Here is a 15553-nt window from a genome sequence, read left to right as displayed (position 1 = left end):
GCACCGCAGACTGGCGGTGGTACTGTTCCCCAAGCAATTGCGGTACCAACGCATAAAAACCTTATTTGTTAATGACCTGGCGGGTTAACCGCCCCCGACAGAGCCGACACTGTTGTGGCGTTTTGTGGGCTTTGTCACATAAACGACAGGCTCAGGGCTGCGGGTCGGGCTCCTCCCGCCACGTCTGCTCTTCCAGCAGGCGGTTAAAGCGCTGCGGATCGCGTTGCCGCGCGCTGCGGCGCTGCGCTTTTTCATACCAGGAGAGCTGGATCTCCTGTAGTAAGCCGAGGATGGTGGTCTGGTCGGGAACCCGTTCGGCGCGGACGCCCACCTGCAGCAGCTGGCGAAAAACCGCCTCGCCAATCGCCACGCAGAACAGGGTGACGCAATCCTCCAGGGCGTGGATGCGCTCGGCAATTTTCTCGGTCTGATGGCCGCTGACGACCGGGAACTCCACCACCCGCAGCAGGGTGACCCGATCCGCCTTGACGCCGTAGACCACCAGCCGCGGCGTGGCGCCAAAATGCTGATCGACATGGCGGTAATCGGAGCTGGCGAAGGCGACTTTCATCGACCACTCGTCGGCGTCGACCATCTCAAACTGACGGTTAATGGGCGGCATAAGCGTCTCCTGAAGCTTGCTGGGGGTCGGCGCCCTGGCGAAGCGGCGATCGGTAGAGGGCGGTGTGGTGATGGCGGTCGCGCAGCAGATTGGCCAGCTCAAACAGCGTGTCGCGCATGCCGGCGTACCCCTGGCGGACCCGGCGAAATTCGCCGAGCCGATCGAAAAGGGGAAAGCCGACGCGGATCAGCGGCAGGGCAAACTGCTCCGCCAGATCGCGGGCGTGAGAGTTAGCCACCAGCAGATCGGCGGGTTGCTGGCTCAGCAGCTGCTGGAGATCCTCCAGATCCCCCGGCACCACCCGCTCGACCGGCAGCTGGCGCAGGCTGGGGTGGTTGGTGGGGGCGACCAGCGGGCCGGGCTGTATCCCCTGGCTGCGGGCGAAATCACACCAGGCCGCCAGCAGGTCGCCCTCCGCGGCCATCGCCATGCGCTGGCCCTGCAGCCACATATGGCAGTCGATCATCGCATCCTGCAGCTGGCCGCGCTGGCGCTCAATCCAGGCCGGTACGCGGCGCCCGGACAGCTTCGCCAGCTGATGGATAAAGGTATCGCAGTGGTCGAGGGTCATCAGGTGCGGCAGGGCGATCACCTCTCCGCGGCTGCGCTGGCTCAGGAGCGATGCCGCCCGCTGCAGCGACACGCCGATGGCGAAGCTGCCCAGGCTCTGGCCCATCTGCGCAATCTGGCGCAGCGAGGCGCCGCCCTGGGTCAGGGGCGTAAAATCCCCCTGACCCAGGTGGCCATCCATCGACAGCGAGAGGTCCGGCAGGACCACCGGCTGCAGGCCAAAGGCCTCCACGCAGCGGCTCAGCCATTCGATATCCCCTGGCGAACAGAGGTGGCTGACCAGCAGGTTGACCCGCCGGGGCCGCTGCCCCGGACGCGGCGTCGGCGCCACGCACTGCTCGATGATGCTCTCGATCACCGCGCTGTAGCCGTTTTCCATGGAGCCAAAAAAATCCGGGGTGTTGACGGTGAGGATCGCCACGCCGTTATGGCGGGGATGCGCCTCGCGAAACTGGCGTACCACCCGGGCGATATCGCTGCCCTGCGCCTCCGCCAGTCCGGTGCTGAGCAGCACAATGGCCTGCGGACTGTGGCGCTGGCAGAGGGTGTCGAGCGCGGTGAATATATTGCCGTCGGCGCCCATGATCGTGGCGGTCGGATCCATGGCCGTCGACTGCAGGGGCACCGGGTCATGAAAATGCTGAATAAAGGAAACTTTGGCGAAGGCGCTGCAGCCCTGGGCGCCGTGGACCAGCGGGATGGCCTGGGCCAGCCCAAGGCTGGCGAGGATCGCCCCGAGCGGTTGCCCGGTTTTAATCGGGCTCACCGCCAGCGGTTTTTCGCTACGGATAAGGTCTGCCATGGTGTTCTCCTAGCGCCACGGGGCGCGGGCATGCGTTTGCGGCCAGACGGGGCTGGCGAGGGTCAGGCAGAGCTGGCGGGCGAGGGTGATGATGCCCTGGTAGCCAGCGTAGGCGTGCTCCCGCTCCTGATTGATATCGAGGAACGGCAGCCGGGCTTTCCAGGCGGTGTACATATTGCGTCCGCCGGCGATCATCAGATCCGCCTGATAGCGGTACACCACGTCGAGCAGGGTGCGGGCGTTGCCCTCCTCAAGCATCACCGCCTCGTCGCCCATCAGCTCCCGGATCCGCTGTTTGTCCTCCTCGGTGGATTTCCGCGTGCCGGTGGCCACCACGGTCATGCCGAGATCCTGCAGGGCCGAGACCACCGACCAGGATTTCACGCCGCCGGTGTAGAGCAGCACTTTGCGCCCGCGGAGCTGCTCGCGCCACGGCGCTAGCGCCTGCTCCGCTGCCTGCTCTTCACGGGCGATCAGCGCCTCGGTGCGGCGGCACAGGTCGTCATCCCCCAGCAGCGCCGCCAGCTGGCGCAAGGCGTCGGAGGTGGCGCGGATCCCGTAGAAGCTGCCTTCAAACCACGGCGTGCCGTAGCGTAGCTCCAGCCCCCGGGCGACGTTGATCAGCGCTCGCGAGCACACCAGCATATTGGCCTGCGCCCGGTGCAGGGTCTGGATCTCGGCAAAGCGGCCGTCGCCGGAGAGGCTGCCGAGGACGCGGATCCCCAGCTCGTCGAGCAGCGGCTGGACCTGCCAGAACTCGCCGGCGATATTGAATTCGCCAATCAGGCCGATATCGTGGCGCTGGGCCGGGGCAAAGGGCGTGTTGTCCGGCCATGGGGCGGGTTCGCGCTGGCCAATCACCTGCCTGAGCATTACGTCGCCCGCCATCCGGTTGCCAAGATTTTTGCTGCCGTAGAAGCCGGCGGCGTCAATGGCGATGACCGGGACGCCGGTGGCGGTCTGCGCGGCCTGGCACACCGCCTCAATGTCATCGCCTTCCATCGCCGGTACGCAGGTGTTGTAGATAAAGACCGCCGCCGGGCGATAGCGGTCGACGATGTGACGCACGGCATGGAACAGGCGGCGTTCGCCGCGGCCCATAATCACATCCTGTTCGTTGAGATCGGTGGTAAAGCCGAGCCGGTTGAGGGCCGGGCCGGCGCTGACGCTGCCGCGGTTATCCCATGAACTGCCCGCGCAGCCGATAGGGCCGTGCACCAGGTGCGCGACGTCGGCGATGGGCAGGAGCGTTATCTGCGCGCCGTCGAAGGCGCAGCCGCCGGCGGTGGCGCCGGGCTTAGGGGCGCTGCAGCCGGATTTTTGCTTCTGGTTGTGCTCGCAGGCGGGTTCGTCCAGCAGCGCCAGAATTTCCTTTCCCTTCATAGTGACCTCGTTGACGGTGGGAGACCGGGGAGGTGATGCAATTCGCGCTCCAGGGAGAGGGGGGTTGATTTTTAAGGAAAAAGGGTTGTGGGCTTTGCGACAAAGGCAACAATCAGACAGGGGGGAGGCGTGGATTATCCCCTGATGACTGGATTTACCGCGACAGTATTGCCGCATATTGGCGAATGACTCGCCGCGAGGGGGTTGGGGCGCGTAAAGAAAATTGGCGAGAACGCAGGCGCACATCAAGGGCTGGCCGCCAGGACGGCGGCCAGAGGGCGGTCGAGACAGGGATGTCGAGTCCGCCCGTCCCGCCAGATGAAGCCGGAGTGGAGCGTACCGCGCAGCGGCAATTTTCAGCGCAATGCCGGGGGTCATGGGGGGCGAGCGAAACGCCCCCCATGCCGTTCACCTGTTGAGAAGTTTATTTATGACTAAGGAGTGAATGTGAACGGAACCTTCTGTTAAACAGAATTTTTTTGCCTTCGTGCGGCAGTGGTTTGCGATAATCTGGCCAGAAAAAAAGGCCCGCGGGGTCGGCGGGCAACAAGCACAACACAACGATTAAAAAACACGTTCCTCCAGAGGGTTATCCCGGTTGAGGCGCTTCGCCAGCCACGGCGGCAAACGGCCGGCCAGCAGCGTATTGATCGCCTCGCACTGGGCCTGGATCGTCGTGCCCGGCGGCGCTTTCATCGGATGGATCTGATGGCGGATCAACCTCGCGGCGGCAGGCCCGCCGATCTCCTGACAAAACAGCAAATGGCAATCCTCCAGCAGCCTGGCGCGCATCTCGCTGGCGTCAGACGTCGCCGAAGGGGAGGCATAGCGGCGCAGATCCGCCAGCCAGCCGCCCTGGTCATCGAAGGCATAGATAAAAAACAGCCGGTTCTGGCCAAAATGACCATTGATGACCAGGCCATCCTGCGAACAGAAGGCGACCCGCAGCTGCGGCGTCCGCTGGGGTGATCGGGCGATGCGCAAATGGCCGGGCAGCACCCCCTGCAGGCAGGCGATGACCCGCGCCCAGCGGGCCGGGGACATCACCGCCGTCGCCGAAGGAAAGCTGGCGGCCAGCTGAGGCTGCGTCAGGGTGGTTAACCGTGCCGGGGTCAAGGTTTCGCCGCACTCCTGCGCCAGCCAGTCGACGACTTGCACCGGCTGCAGCTCCGGCAGCGTCTGGAACAGCGCCAGCAGACGCCAGAAAAGGGTATCGTTATCGGACATTTCCAGCTCCTTATAGCAGCGTGCTGCGGGTGGCGCGCAGGCTTATCGGAAAGACCGGCCGCCCCGGCTGCGGATTGACGTAGTAGCGACGTCCCCCTTCAAGGGCAATCGCGCCGCCCCAGCGGTCCGTCTCGTCATGTTCGACCTGAAGCACCCGGGCCTCCAGATCCTGTTTGGCGATATAGGCATACAGCGCCTCGCCGTGCTCACGGAAAATCACGATGGGCATACTCCCTCCTGGCCCCGCCTGCGGCGGGGCGCCTGATGGTTAACGAACGAGGTCGAAGCTGTAATCGGTTTTGCCCAGCTGGCTGGTGTCGTGGTCCAGTTTTTCCAGCACGGCGTTCACCAGCGTCGTGACGATGTTCATCGCGCCTTCATAGCCCCAGGTGGTCTGGCGGTGCAGATGATGGCGGTCGAACAGCGGAAAGCCGAGACGGATCAGCGGCACTTCGAAGGCTTTGCCCTTCGCCAGGGTATCGCGCTGGATAAACTTGCCGTAGGAGTTACCGATCATAAAGTCCGGCTGACGGGTGAACATCAGCGACCGGAAGTGCCACAGGTCGCAGTTGATGAACACTTCGCTGTCCTGGCCGTAGGGCGAGGCGTCGAGCATTTTCTTCATCGCCTTTTGCCAGCGTTTATTGGCGTTATGGCTGAGGATCACCGTCGGCTCGCAGCCCAGCTCCAGCAGGAAGCGCGTCAGGCCCATCACGAAATCCGGATCGCCGTAGAGGCCGAATTTTTTGCCGTGCAGCCAGGTGTGGGAGTCCAGCATCATGTCCACCAGCCGGCCGCGCTCAAGGGTCAGGGCGTCGGCGATCGGTTTGCCGGTCAGCTGACTGACGGTCATCAGCAGCGCGTCGGTAGCGGCCAGACCCAACGGAACGGCCACCTCCGTGGCGGGCTGATTCCACATCTCCTGAACCACCTTTTTGCTTTTCACCAGCTGCCATGGCTGCAGCAGCAGGGTGTCAATGGCGTCCGGCGCGGTTTTGATCTCCTGCTGGCTGGTGCCGCCGGCGTACATCCGGTAATGGCCGTCGGCGGGGGTGTCGAGCACCTCTGAAGGGTCGGAGAGCAGGCTGCAGGGGACATCCATCTGCGCCATCATCCGCTTCAGCACGCGGAAGTTGCCGAGATAGGTCTCAAATCCGGTCACCAGATTGAGCTTTTGCAGTTTGCCCGGCTGCCCGGCGTAGTCAGCGGTAAAGGTCTTCGCGAACCCTTCGAACATATTGTCCCAGCCGGTGACATGGCTGCCGATAAAGCTGGGGGTATGGGCGTAAGGAATGGCGATACTGTCGTCAACAAATCCCTCTTTTTTGGCGTTGGCGATAAACGCCTGCAGATCGTCGCCGATCACCTCGGCCATGCAGGTGGTGGAGACGGCGATAATCTCGGGTTTATACAACGCGCTGGCATTCTGCAGGCCCAGATTCATGTTGTTGTTGCCGCCGAATACCGCCGCGTCCTCGGTCATCGAGTCGGAGACGCAAGCCACCGGCTCCTTAAAATGGCGGTTAAAGTAGGTGCGGAAATAGGCGACGCAGCCCTGAGAGCCGTGGACGTAGGGCAGGGTGCCGGCGAACCCCAGCGCGCAGAGCACCGCCCCGAGCGGCTGGCAGGCTTTGGCCGGGTCGACGGTCAAAGCCTCGCGCTGGAAGTTCAGCGCTTCATACTCGGCGGTGGTGGTCCAGGCAAATACCTCCTGGACGCGCTGCGCGTCGTGCGCCTCTTCAAGGCTCTTTTTGTTCTGGAACAGGGTCTGGTATTCATCCTGTTCAAACAGCGGATAACAGCTGTGAATTTTATCGATCGTTTGGCTCATGGTGTTCTCCTCCCGCGCCACAAATCGGTGGACTGACGGGACAGTGAAGGGGCAATCACGCAGACTTCAGCCACGGGGCAGTCAGTTCGTTCCACGCCGGATTGTTCAGGGTCATATCCATATCGCGAGCAAAGATGGCGAAGCCGTCATAGCCGTGATAGGGGCCGGAATAGTCCCAGGAGTGCATCTGGCGGAACGGCACCCCCATTTTCTGGAAGATATATTTCTCTTTGATCCCGGAGCCGATGAGGTCGGGCTTCAGCGCTTTGACGAAGGCCTCCAGCTCATAGCTGCTGGCATCGTCAAACAGCAGAGTGCCCTCTTTCAGGTCCGGCAGGGTGCGGTCGTAATCATCGTTATGGGCAAACTCGTAGCCGGCGGCGATGATCTCCATCCCGAGATCCTCATAGGCGCCGATGACGTGGCGCGGCCGCAGCCCCCCCATGTACAGCAGCACTTTGCGCCCCTCCAGCCGCGGGCGATATTTGGCGATGATGGCCGCCATCTGCCCCTCATATTTGGCGATCACCGCTTCCGCATTGGCGCGAATGGTGTCATCAAATTGATCGGCGATTTTGCGCAGCGATTCGGCGATTTTGGTCGGGCCGAAGAAGTTATATTCCATCCACGGGATCTGATGTTTCTCCTCCATATGGCGGGCGATATAGTTCATCGAACGGTAGCAGTGGACGAGGTTTAGCTTAACGAACGGGGTGTTCTCCATCTCCACCAGGGTGCCGTCGCCGGACCACTGCGCCACTACGCGCAGCCCCATCTCTTCCAGCAGAATGCGCGAGGCCCAGGCGTCGCCGCCGATGTTGTAATCGCCAATGATGGCGACATCATACGGGGTGCTGGCAAACGGCTGCCCTTCGCGGTTGTTCAGCACCCAGTCGCGCACCACGTCGTTGGCGATATGGTGGCCCAGCGACTGCGAGACGCCGCGAAAGCCTTCGCAGCGCACCGGGATCACCGGTTTATCCAGCGCCTTGCTGCTGGCGTTGGCCACGGCGCTGATGTCATCGCCGATCAGGCCCACCGGACACTCCGACTGGATAGTGATCCCTTTGGTCAGCGGGAACAGCAGCTCCATCTCTTCAATCAGTTTGCTCAGCTTTTTATCGCCGCCGAAGACAATATCGCGCTCCTGAAAATCTGAGGTGAAGTTCAGGGTGCCGAAGCTGTCGACGCCGCTGACGCCGGTATAGTAGTTGCGCCGTCCGGCGCGCGAGTACTGGCCGCAGCCGATGGGGCCGTGCGAGATATGGGCCATGTCTTTAATCGGCCCAAACACCACCCCTTTCGAGCCGGCGTAGGCGCAGCCGCGCACGGTCATCACCCCGGGCTGCGATTTACGGTTCGAGATAATGCACTTGCCGACGCTCTCCATCTGCGGATCGCTGATCATCATGTGCTTTCTGCGCTCTTTGCGCGCGGTTTCGGGAAACACCTCCAGGACTTCCTGGATGAGCGCAAGGTTACGTTCGCCTGTTGCGTTGGTCATGGTGAGGATCCTGTGCTCAGGCCGCGTTTTCTTCAGCGGCGGTTTTACCAATGATGCTGGTGTCTTCTTCTTCCATGATGCCGAACTCCATCAGCAGCGACTCCAGCTCGTCCATGGTGCAGGGGGTCGGCACCACTTTTTTGGTGTTATTGACGATCTTCTGCGCCAGCTGACGATATTCGTTGGCCTGCTGACAGGTCGGGTCGTACTCGATCACCGTCATTCGGCGGATCTCTGCGCGCTGCACAATGTTGTCGCGGGGAACAAAGTGGATCATCTGGGTGCCGAGCTTCTCCGCCAGGGCGATGATCAGCTCGTCTTCGCGGTCGGTTTTGCGCGAGTTACAGATCAGGCCGCCGAGGCGTACCTTGCCGGATTTGGCGTACTTCACGATCCCTTTGGAGATATTGTTGGCGGCATACATCGCCATCATCTCCCCGGAGCAGACGATGTAGATCTCCTGGGCTTTGTTTTCGCGGATCGGCATGGCGAAGCCGCCGCAGACCACGTCGCCGAGGACGTCATAGAAGACGAAATCCAGATCTTCTTCATAGGCGCCTTCTTCTTCGAGGAAGTTGATGGCGGTGATCACCCCGCGTCCGGCGCAGCCAACGCCTGGCTCCGGGCCGCCGGATTCGGCGCAACGTACATCGCCATAGCCGATTTGCAGTACGTCTTCGAGCTCCAGATCCTCGACCGAGCCCACTTCCGCCGCCATCTCCATAATGGTGTTCTGGGCTTTCGCGTGGAGGATCAGACGGGTGGAGTCCGCCTTCGGATCGCAGCCGACGATCATTACTTTCTTACCCATCTCGGCGAGGGCCGCGACGAGATTCTGGGTGGTGGTTGATTTACCGATACCGCCTTTACCGTAGATAGCGCATTGACGCATGGTCATGGTGACTTCTCCTGTTGTTGAGTGTTTGCCAGCAGAGAAGTGCAGGGAACATACCAGCTGTGATTTTTTATGCAGTCTTCTGATAAATAAGTGTTTTCTGTAAACCGGCCGCGCCGGGGGCCTGCGCAAACGGCACAATAACGCCACCAAATGTGCGAAACAGAACAATTTCCCGCCACCGGCCCGGCGCGGCGCTTTGTCGCCTGTTCAACAGCTTGTCGCGCCCTGTGTCTTATTCCCCGCAATTCCGCCGGACGGACCTGCGCCTCTCTTCCCTTAACCTGTTGAATTAATAAGCGACAGGCGGCAATCCGCGAGCTGGCACAGGCTGTGCTTGAAGAGGAAACAGGGTTTGCCGCGGGCTGTCGCGGTAAAGAGAACGCTCACCTTCGAGGATTGAACGATGTCCGGAAACATGAAAACAATGGATGGCAACGCGGCGGCGGCCTGGATCTCCTACGCCTTTACCGACGTGGCGGCCATCTATCCCATTACCCCCTCCACCCCGATGGCGGAGAATGTCGATGAATGGGCCGCTAAGGGGAAAAAGAACCTCTTTGGTCGGCCGGTGCGCCTGATGGAGATGCAGTCTGAAGCCGGCGCCGCCGGGGCGGTGCACGGCGCGCTGCAGGCGGGGGCGCTCACCACCACCTACACCGCGTCGCAGGGGCTGCTGCTGATGATCCCCAATTTGTACAAAATTGCCGGGGAGCTGCTGCCGGGCGTCTTTCACGTTAGCGCCCGGGCGCTGGCGACCAATTCGCTGAATATTTTTGGCGACCATCAGGATGTGATGGCGGTGCGCCAGACCGGCTGCGCCATGCTGGTGGAGAATAACGTTCAGCAGGTGATGGACCTGTCGGCGGTGGCGCATCTGGCGGCGATCGCCGGGCGGATACCCTTTATCAACTTCTTCGACGGCTTTCGCACTTCGCACGAAATACAGAAGATCGAGGTGCTGGAGTATGAGCAACTGGCGGCGCTGCTGGACCGCCCGGCGCTGGAGCGCTTTCGTCGTCAGGCGCTGCATCCGGATCACCCGGTGATCCGCGGCACCGCGCAAAACCCGGATATCTACTTCCAGGAGCGGGAGGCCGGTAACCGCTTCTACCTCGCGCTGCCCGATCTGGTGGAAAGCTATATGGCGAAGATCACCGCGCTCACCGGGCGGGAATATCACCTGTTTAATTACCACGGCGCGCCGGACGCCGAGCGGGTGATTATCGCCATGGGCTCAGTGTGCGACACCGTCCAGGAGGTGGTGGATGCGCTGAATGCGGCGGGGGAGAAGGTGGGGCTGCTCAGCGTTCATCTCTATCGGCCGTTCTCGCTGGCGCACTTTTTCGCGCAACTGCCCGCCAGCGTGCAGCGCATTGCCGTCCTTGACCGCACCAAAGAGCCGGGGGCGCAGGCGGAACCGCTGTGCCTCGACGTCAAAAACGCTTTCTATCAACGCGACGATGCGCCGCTGATTGTCGGCGGCCGCTACGCCCTCGGCGGTAAGGATGTGCTGCCCAACGATATCGCCGCGGTGTTTGACAATCTTCGGCAGCCGCAGCCGAAGGACGGCTTTACCCTGGGCATTGTCGATGACGTCACCTTTACCTCGCTGCCCGCCCGGCAGGTGCCGCTGGCGGTCTCCCACGCCGGGATCACCGCCTGCAAATTCTGGGGCATGGGCTCGGATGGCACCGTCGGGGCGAACAAAAGCGCCATTAAGATCATCGGCGATAACACGCCGCTCTATGCTCAGGCCTACTTTTCCTACGACTCGAAAAAGTCCGGGGGGATCACCGTCTCGCACCTGCGCTTTGGCGACCGGCCAATCACCTCGCCCTACCTGATCCACCGGGCCGATTTTATCGCCTGCTCTCAGCAATCCTATGTCGACCGCTACGACCTGCTGGAGGGGCTGAAGCCGGGAGGCACCTTTTTGCTCAACTGCAGCTGGTCCGAGGCGGAGCTGGAGCAGCACCTGCCGGTCAGCGTCCGGCGCTATCTGGCGCAGGAAAAGATCGACTTTTATACCCTCAACGCGGTGGACATCGCCCGCGAGCTGGGCCTCGGCGGGCGCTTTAACATGCTGATGCAGGCGGCGTTCTTTAAGCTGACGGCGATTATCGATCCGCAAACCGCGGCGGACTATCTCAAGCAGGCGGTGGAGAAAAGCTATGGCAGCAAAGGGGCGAGCGTCATTGAGATGAACCAGCGGGCGATCGAGCTGGGGATGGCGGCGCTGCGTCGGGTGACGGTTCCCGCCCACTGGGCGACCCTCGAGGCGCCGGCGCCGCAGGCGACAACCCTGATGCCGGACTTCATCCGCGATATTCTGCAGCCCATGAACCGCCAGCGTGGCGACCTGCTGCCGGTGAGCGCCTTCGCCGGGATGGAAGACGGCACCTTTCCCTCCGGCACCGCCGCCTGGGAGAAGCGCGGCATTGCCCTGGAGGTGCCGGTCTGGCAGCCCGACGGCTGCACCCAGTGTAACCAGTGCGCCTTCGTCTGCCCGCATGCGGCGATCCGCCCGGCGTTGCTGAACGCTGAAGAACAGGATACGGCGCCCGCCGGGCTGCTGAGCAAACCGGCCCAGGGGGCCAAAGACTACCACTATCATCTGGCTATCTCGCCGCTGGACTGCTCCGGCTGCGGCAACTGCGTGGAGAGCTGCCCGTCGCGCGGCAAGGCGCTTCAAATGGCCTCCCTCGACAGCCAGCGCGCGATGGCCCCGGTCTGGGACTACGCGCTGGGGCTGGCGCCAAAAGACAACCCGTTTCGCAAAACGACGGTCAAAGGCAGCCAGTTCGAAACGCCGCTGCTGGAGTTTTCCGGCGCCTGCGCGGGCTGTGGCGAAACGCCCTATGCCCGGCTGATCACCCAGCTGTTTGGCGACCGGATGCTGATCGCCAACGCCACCGGCTGCTCTTCGATCTGGGGCGCCAGCGCGCCTTCGATGCCCTATACCACCAACCACCGCGGCCACGGGCCGGCCTGGGCAAACTCGCTGTTTGAGGACAACGCCGAGTTCGGGCTGGGCATGATGCTCGGCGGCCAGGCGATCCGCCAACAGATCGCCGGGGAGATGACCCGCGCCCTGGCGCTGCCGGTCAGCGACGCGCTTCACGCCGCGATGCGGCAATGGCTGGCGCAGCAGGACGAGGGGGAGGGGACCCGCGAGCGTGCGGACCGCCTCAGTGCGTTGCTGGCGGCGGAAAAAGAGGGGGTTCCGCTGCTGGAGCAGCTCTGGCAGAACCGTGACTATTTCGTCCGGCGTTCGCAGTGGATCTTCGGCGGCGACGGCTGGGCCTACGATATTGGCTTCGGCGGTCTCGATCATGTGCTGGCCAGCGGGGAAGACGTCAATATTCTGGTGTTCGATACCGAGGTCTACTCCAACACCGGCGGCCAGTCGTCCAAATCGACCCCGGTGGCGGCGATCGCCAAGTTTGCCGCCCAGGGGAAACGCACACGGAAAAAAGATCTCGGCATGATGGCGATGAGCTACGGCAATGTTTACGTTGCGCAGATCGCCATGGGCGCTGATAAAGATCAGACCCTGCGGGCCATCGCCGAGGCTGAAGCCTGGCCGGGACCGTCGCTGGTGATCGCCTACGCCGCCTGTATCAACCACGGCCTGAAAGCCGGGATGCGCTGCAGTCAGCGCGAGGCGAAGCGGGCGGTGGAGGCGGGATACTGGCACCTGTGGCGCTACCATCCACAGCGCGAAGCCGAGGGCAAAACGCCGTTTATACTGGACTCTGAAGAGCCGGAAGAGAGCTTCCGCGACTTTCTGCTTGGCGAGGTGCGCTATGCCGCGCTGCACAAAACCACCCCGGATCTGGCGGACGCGCTGTTCCGGCAAACGGAGGAGGATGCCCGGGCCCGTTTCAGGCAGTACCAGCGGCTGGCGGGGGAGTAGCAGGCAGCAGGTTAGCGATTCACGACTGCTGCATCACGTTCAGCAGCGTATCCAGCAGGCCGGGAAAACGGGCGTCCAGATCTTCCCGGCGCAGCGAAATCATATTCTCCCGTCCCTGAGGCCGCTGCCAGATCACACCGCTGTCGCGCAGGACGCGCCAGTGGTGGGTCATGGTGGACTTGGCCACCTCTTCCTGACGCAGAGCGTTACAGCTCTGCTCGCTGCCGTCGGCCAGCGTGCGGATGATCTCCAGTCGCAGCGGGTTGCCGAGCGCGGAAAGGACATTTTCCAGGCGAATTTGTTCTCGTTCAGGGTGATTGGCGATCATAATAATCCTGTGTCGGCGGTGGCGCGGCGCATGGCGGTCGCAGCCCGTATCGGCGGCTGGCGGCTACTATACCCAAACTCCTGTTCGCATGCCACGCGCGCCGCCGCAACCTGACCAATCATAATAATAGTAAAAATAGTTCGAATATACTCGTACAATTGTACTATCATAAGCGGCAGTGAAATGAACTGCGGATCATTCCGACCGCAGACTGACAGTCAAAACGACTAAGGACGCATCATGCCCCGACCCATCCCCCTCGAACGTTATCGCAACATCGGTATCTCCGCGCATATCGATGCCGGTAAAACCACCACCACCGAGCGCATCCTGTTTTACACCGGGATGAGCCATAAGCTGGGTGAAGTACACGATGGCGCGGCAACCACCGACTGGATGGCCCAGGAGCAAGAGCGCGGGATCACCATTACCTCGGCGGCGGTGAGCTGCTTCTGGCCGGGTATGGACCGCAGCTTCGAGCCGCACCGGATCAATATCATCGACACCCCGGGGCACGTGGATTTCACCATTGAGGTGGAACGTTCCATGCGCGTGCTCGACGGCGCGGTGATGGTGTATGACTCCGTCGGCGGAGTGCAGCCCCAGTCGGAGACCGTCTGGCGCCAGGCGAATAAATACCATGTCCCGCGGCTGGCCTTCGTCAACAAGATGGACCGCCCCGGCGCGGACTTCTTCCGCGTGGTGCAGATGATGATCGACCGCCTGAAGGCCAACCCGGTGCCGATTGTCATCCCCATTGGCGCCGAAGAGCATTTCACCGGCGTCGTCGACCTGGTGAAAATGCGCGCCATCCTGTGGGATGACGCCACCCAGGGCATGACCTTTAGCTACGGGCCGGTCCCTGACGATCTGCTGGCGACAGCCCGCGAGTGGCGGGAGAAAATGGTCTCGGCAGCGGCGGAGGCCAGCGATGCGCTGATGGATAAATACCTCGAAACCGGCGAGCTGGACGAGGCGGAGATCGTCGCCGGTCTGCGCCAGCGCACGGTGAAGGGGGAAATCCAGGCGGTGCTCTGCGGTAGCGCCTTTAAAAACAAAGGTGTGCAGCGCATGCTCGACGCGGTGGTGGAGCTGATGCCGTCGCCGCTGGATATTCCGGCGATACAGGGCGTGGATGAGAAAGGCCAGCCGGCGGAACGCCATCCGAGCGACGATGAGCCGCTGTCGGCGCTGGCGTTCAAACTGATGACCGACCCCTACGTCGGCCAGTTGACCTTTATCCGCGTCTACTCCGGGACGCTGAAGAAAGGCGATGCGGTATGGAACCCGGTGAAGGGCAAGAAAGAGCGCATCGGGCGTATCGTCCTGATGCAGGCCAACGATCGCCACGAAGTCGACGAACTGCACGCCGGGGATATCGCGGCCTGCGTTGGGCTGAAGGATGTCACTACCGGCGATACGTTATGCGACCCGGATGCGGTGATTACCCTTGAGCGGATGGAGTTTCCGGAGCCGGTGATTTCGCTGGCGATTGAGCCGAAGACCAAAGCGGACCAGGAGAAAATGGGCATCGCGCTGCAGCGGCTGGCGGCGGAAGATCCGTCGTTCCGTCTGCATACCGATGAAGAGTCCGGCCAGACGATTATCTCCGGCATGGGCGAGCTGCATCTGGAGATCATTGTCGACCGGATGAAGCGCGAGTTTAACGTCGAGGCCAACATTGGTCGTCCGCAGGTCACCTACCGCGAAACCCTGCGCAAGAAAGTGACGGACGTGGAGGGCAAATTTGTGCGCCAGTCCGGCGGTAAAGGACAGTACGGGCACGTCGTGCTGACCCTTGAGCCGCTGGAGCCGGGCAGCGGTTTCGTCTTCGAGGACGCCACCAAAGGCGGGGTCGTGCCGCGCGAGTACATCCCTTCCGTGGAGAAAGGGCTGCGCGAAGCGATGGGCACCGGCGTGCTGGCGGGCTATCCGGTGGTTGACGTGAAAGCGACCCTGACCTTCGGATCGTACCACGATGTGGACTCCTCGGAGATGGCGTTCCGCATGGCGGCGATCTTCGGCTTCCGGGAAGGGGCGCGCAAAGCGGACCCGGTGATCCTTGAGCCGGTGATGCACGTGGAGGTGGAAACGCCGGAAGAGTACGCCGGGAATATCATGGGCGATCTCTCTTCCCGTCGCGGGATGGTGCAGGGGATGGAAGAGCGCTTCGGCAGCCAGATCATCCGCGCCGATGTGCCGCTGGCGGAGATGTTTGGTTATTCCACCACGCTGCGCTCGATGTCTCAGGGACGAGCAACCTATAGCATGGAGTTCCACCACTACGCGGAAGCGCCGCGCAACGTAGCGGATGAAATCATCGCCAGCCGCGCGAAAAGTTAAGCCAGTCATCCCGGGTAGCGGCTTGGGCCTGACCCGGGTACACATCTAACCCCGCCCACGCCCCCCGTCCCGACGCGGCCCCCGGGGCACACGGTAGAGGCAACCCGGGGGGCGCTGGGCGGGGGGGCG

Annotated in this window: 11 protein-coding genes; 2 read left to right on the top strand and 9 right to left on the bottom strand. The window is 62.5% G+C overall.

Annotated elements, in window-relative coordinates; genetic code table 11:
* Positions 1 to 151: 151 nt before the first annotated feature.
* The 8 genes from AC6CWS_RS24050 to nifH form a co-directional block, all read right to left on the bottom strand.
* Positions 152 to 622, bottom strand: a complete 471-nt coding sequence (locus tag AC6CWS_RS24050; RefSeq protein WP_048297853.1) for a NifB/NifX family molybdenum-iron cluster-binding protein — start codon at positions 620 to 622, stop codon at positions 152 to 154.
* A complete protein-coding gene (gene nifN / locus AC6CWS_RS24045) occupies positions 609 to 1994 on the bottom strand; it encodes a nitrogenase iron-molybdenum cofactor biosynthesis protein NifN (protein ID WP_130941711.1) in 1386 nt (461 codons plus the stop codon). Before nifN ends, AC6CWS_RS24050 begins: the two co-directional genes overlap by 14 nt.
* Positions 1995 to 2003: 9 nt before the next feature.
* The gene (gene nifE, locus AC6CWS_RS24040) at positions 2004 to 3377 is read right to left on the bottom strand and encodes a nitrogenase iron-molybdenum cofactor biosynthesis protein NifE (RefSeq protein WP_087848923.1); all 1374 of its coding nucleotides are present in this window, start codon (positions 3375 to 3377) and stop codon (positions 2004 to 2006) included.
* A gap of 564 nt (positions 3378 to 3941) precedes the next feature.
* A complete protein-coding gene (locus AC6CWS_RS24035; RefSeq protein WP_130941710.1) occupies positions 3942 to 4604 on the bottom strand; it encodes a NifB/NifX family molybdenum-iron cluster-binding protein in 663 nt (220 codons plus the stop codon).
* Between the two features lie 10 nt (positions 4605 to 4614).
* Positions 4615 to 4833, bottom strand: a complete 219-nt coding sequence (nifT, locus tag AC6CWS_RS24030) for a putative nitrogen fixation protein NifT (protein ID WP_130941709.1) — start codon at positions 4831 to 4833, stop codon at positions 4615 to 4617.
* A gap of 39 nt (positions 4834 to 4872) precedes the next feature.
* Positions 4873 to 6435, bottom strand: a complete 1563-nt coding sequence (nifK, locus tag AC6CWS_RS24025; protein ID WP_023290338.1) for a nitrogenase molybdenum-iron protein subunit beta — start codon at positions 6433 to 6435, stop codon at positions 4873 to 4875.
* 55 nt (positions 6436 to 6490) lie between these two features.
* The gene (nifD, locus tag AC6CWS_RS24020; protein ID WP_032456353.1) at positions 6491 to 7939 is read right to left on the bottom strand and encodes a nitrogenase molybdenum-iron protein alpha chain; all 1449 of its coding nucleotides are present in this window, start codon (positions 7937 to 7939) and stop codon (positions 6491 to 6493) included.
* A gap of 16 nt (positions 7940 to 7955) precedes the next feature.
* Positions 7956 to 8837 carry a nitrogenase iron protein gene (gene nifH, locus AC6CWS_RS24015; RefSeq protein ID WP_004203553.1) on the bottom strand — a complete coding sequence of 294 codons (882 nt, stop codon included), beginning with the start codon at positions 8835 to 8837 and terminating at the stop codon, positions 7956 to 7958.
* A 403-nt stretch (positions 8838 to 9240) separates the two neighbouring features.
* Between nifH and nifJ the strand changes: the two genes are divergently transcribed.
* The gene (nifJ, locus tag AC6CWS_RS24010) at positions 9241 to 12753 is read left to right on the top strand and encodes a pyruvate:ferredoxin (flavodoxin) oxidoreductase (protein ID WP_130941708.1); all 3513 of its coding nucleotides are present in this window, start codon (positions 9241 to 9243) and stop codon (positions 12751 to 12753) included.
* Between the two features lie 19 nt (positions 12754 to 12772).
* Here nifJ and AC6CWS_RS24005 read toward each other — a convergent pair whose 3' ends face one another.
* Entirely contained in the window at positions 12773 to 13081 is a 309-nt protein-coding gene (locus tag AC6CWS_RS24005) for an ArsR/SmtB family transcription factor (protein WP_023290335.1), read from the bottom strand.
* A 240-nt stretch (positions 13082 to 13321) separates the two neighbouring features.
* On the opposite strand from AC6CWS_RS24005, the gene fusA reads away from it, so the two are divergent.
* Entirely contained in the window at positions 13322 to 15424 is a 2103-nt protein-coding gene (fusA, locus tag AC6CWS_RS24000) for an elongation factor G (protein WP_032453436.1), read from the top strand.
* Positions 15425 to 15553: the final 129 nt, after the last annotated feature.

The organism is Klebsiella sp. M041, from assembly GCF_059759695.1.
The sequence above is the reverse complement of the archived record's forward strand: the minus strand, read 5'-3'. Positions and strand labels throughout refer to the sequence as shown.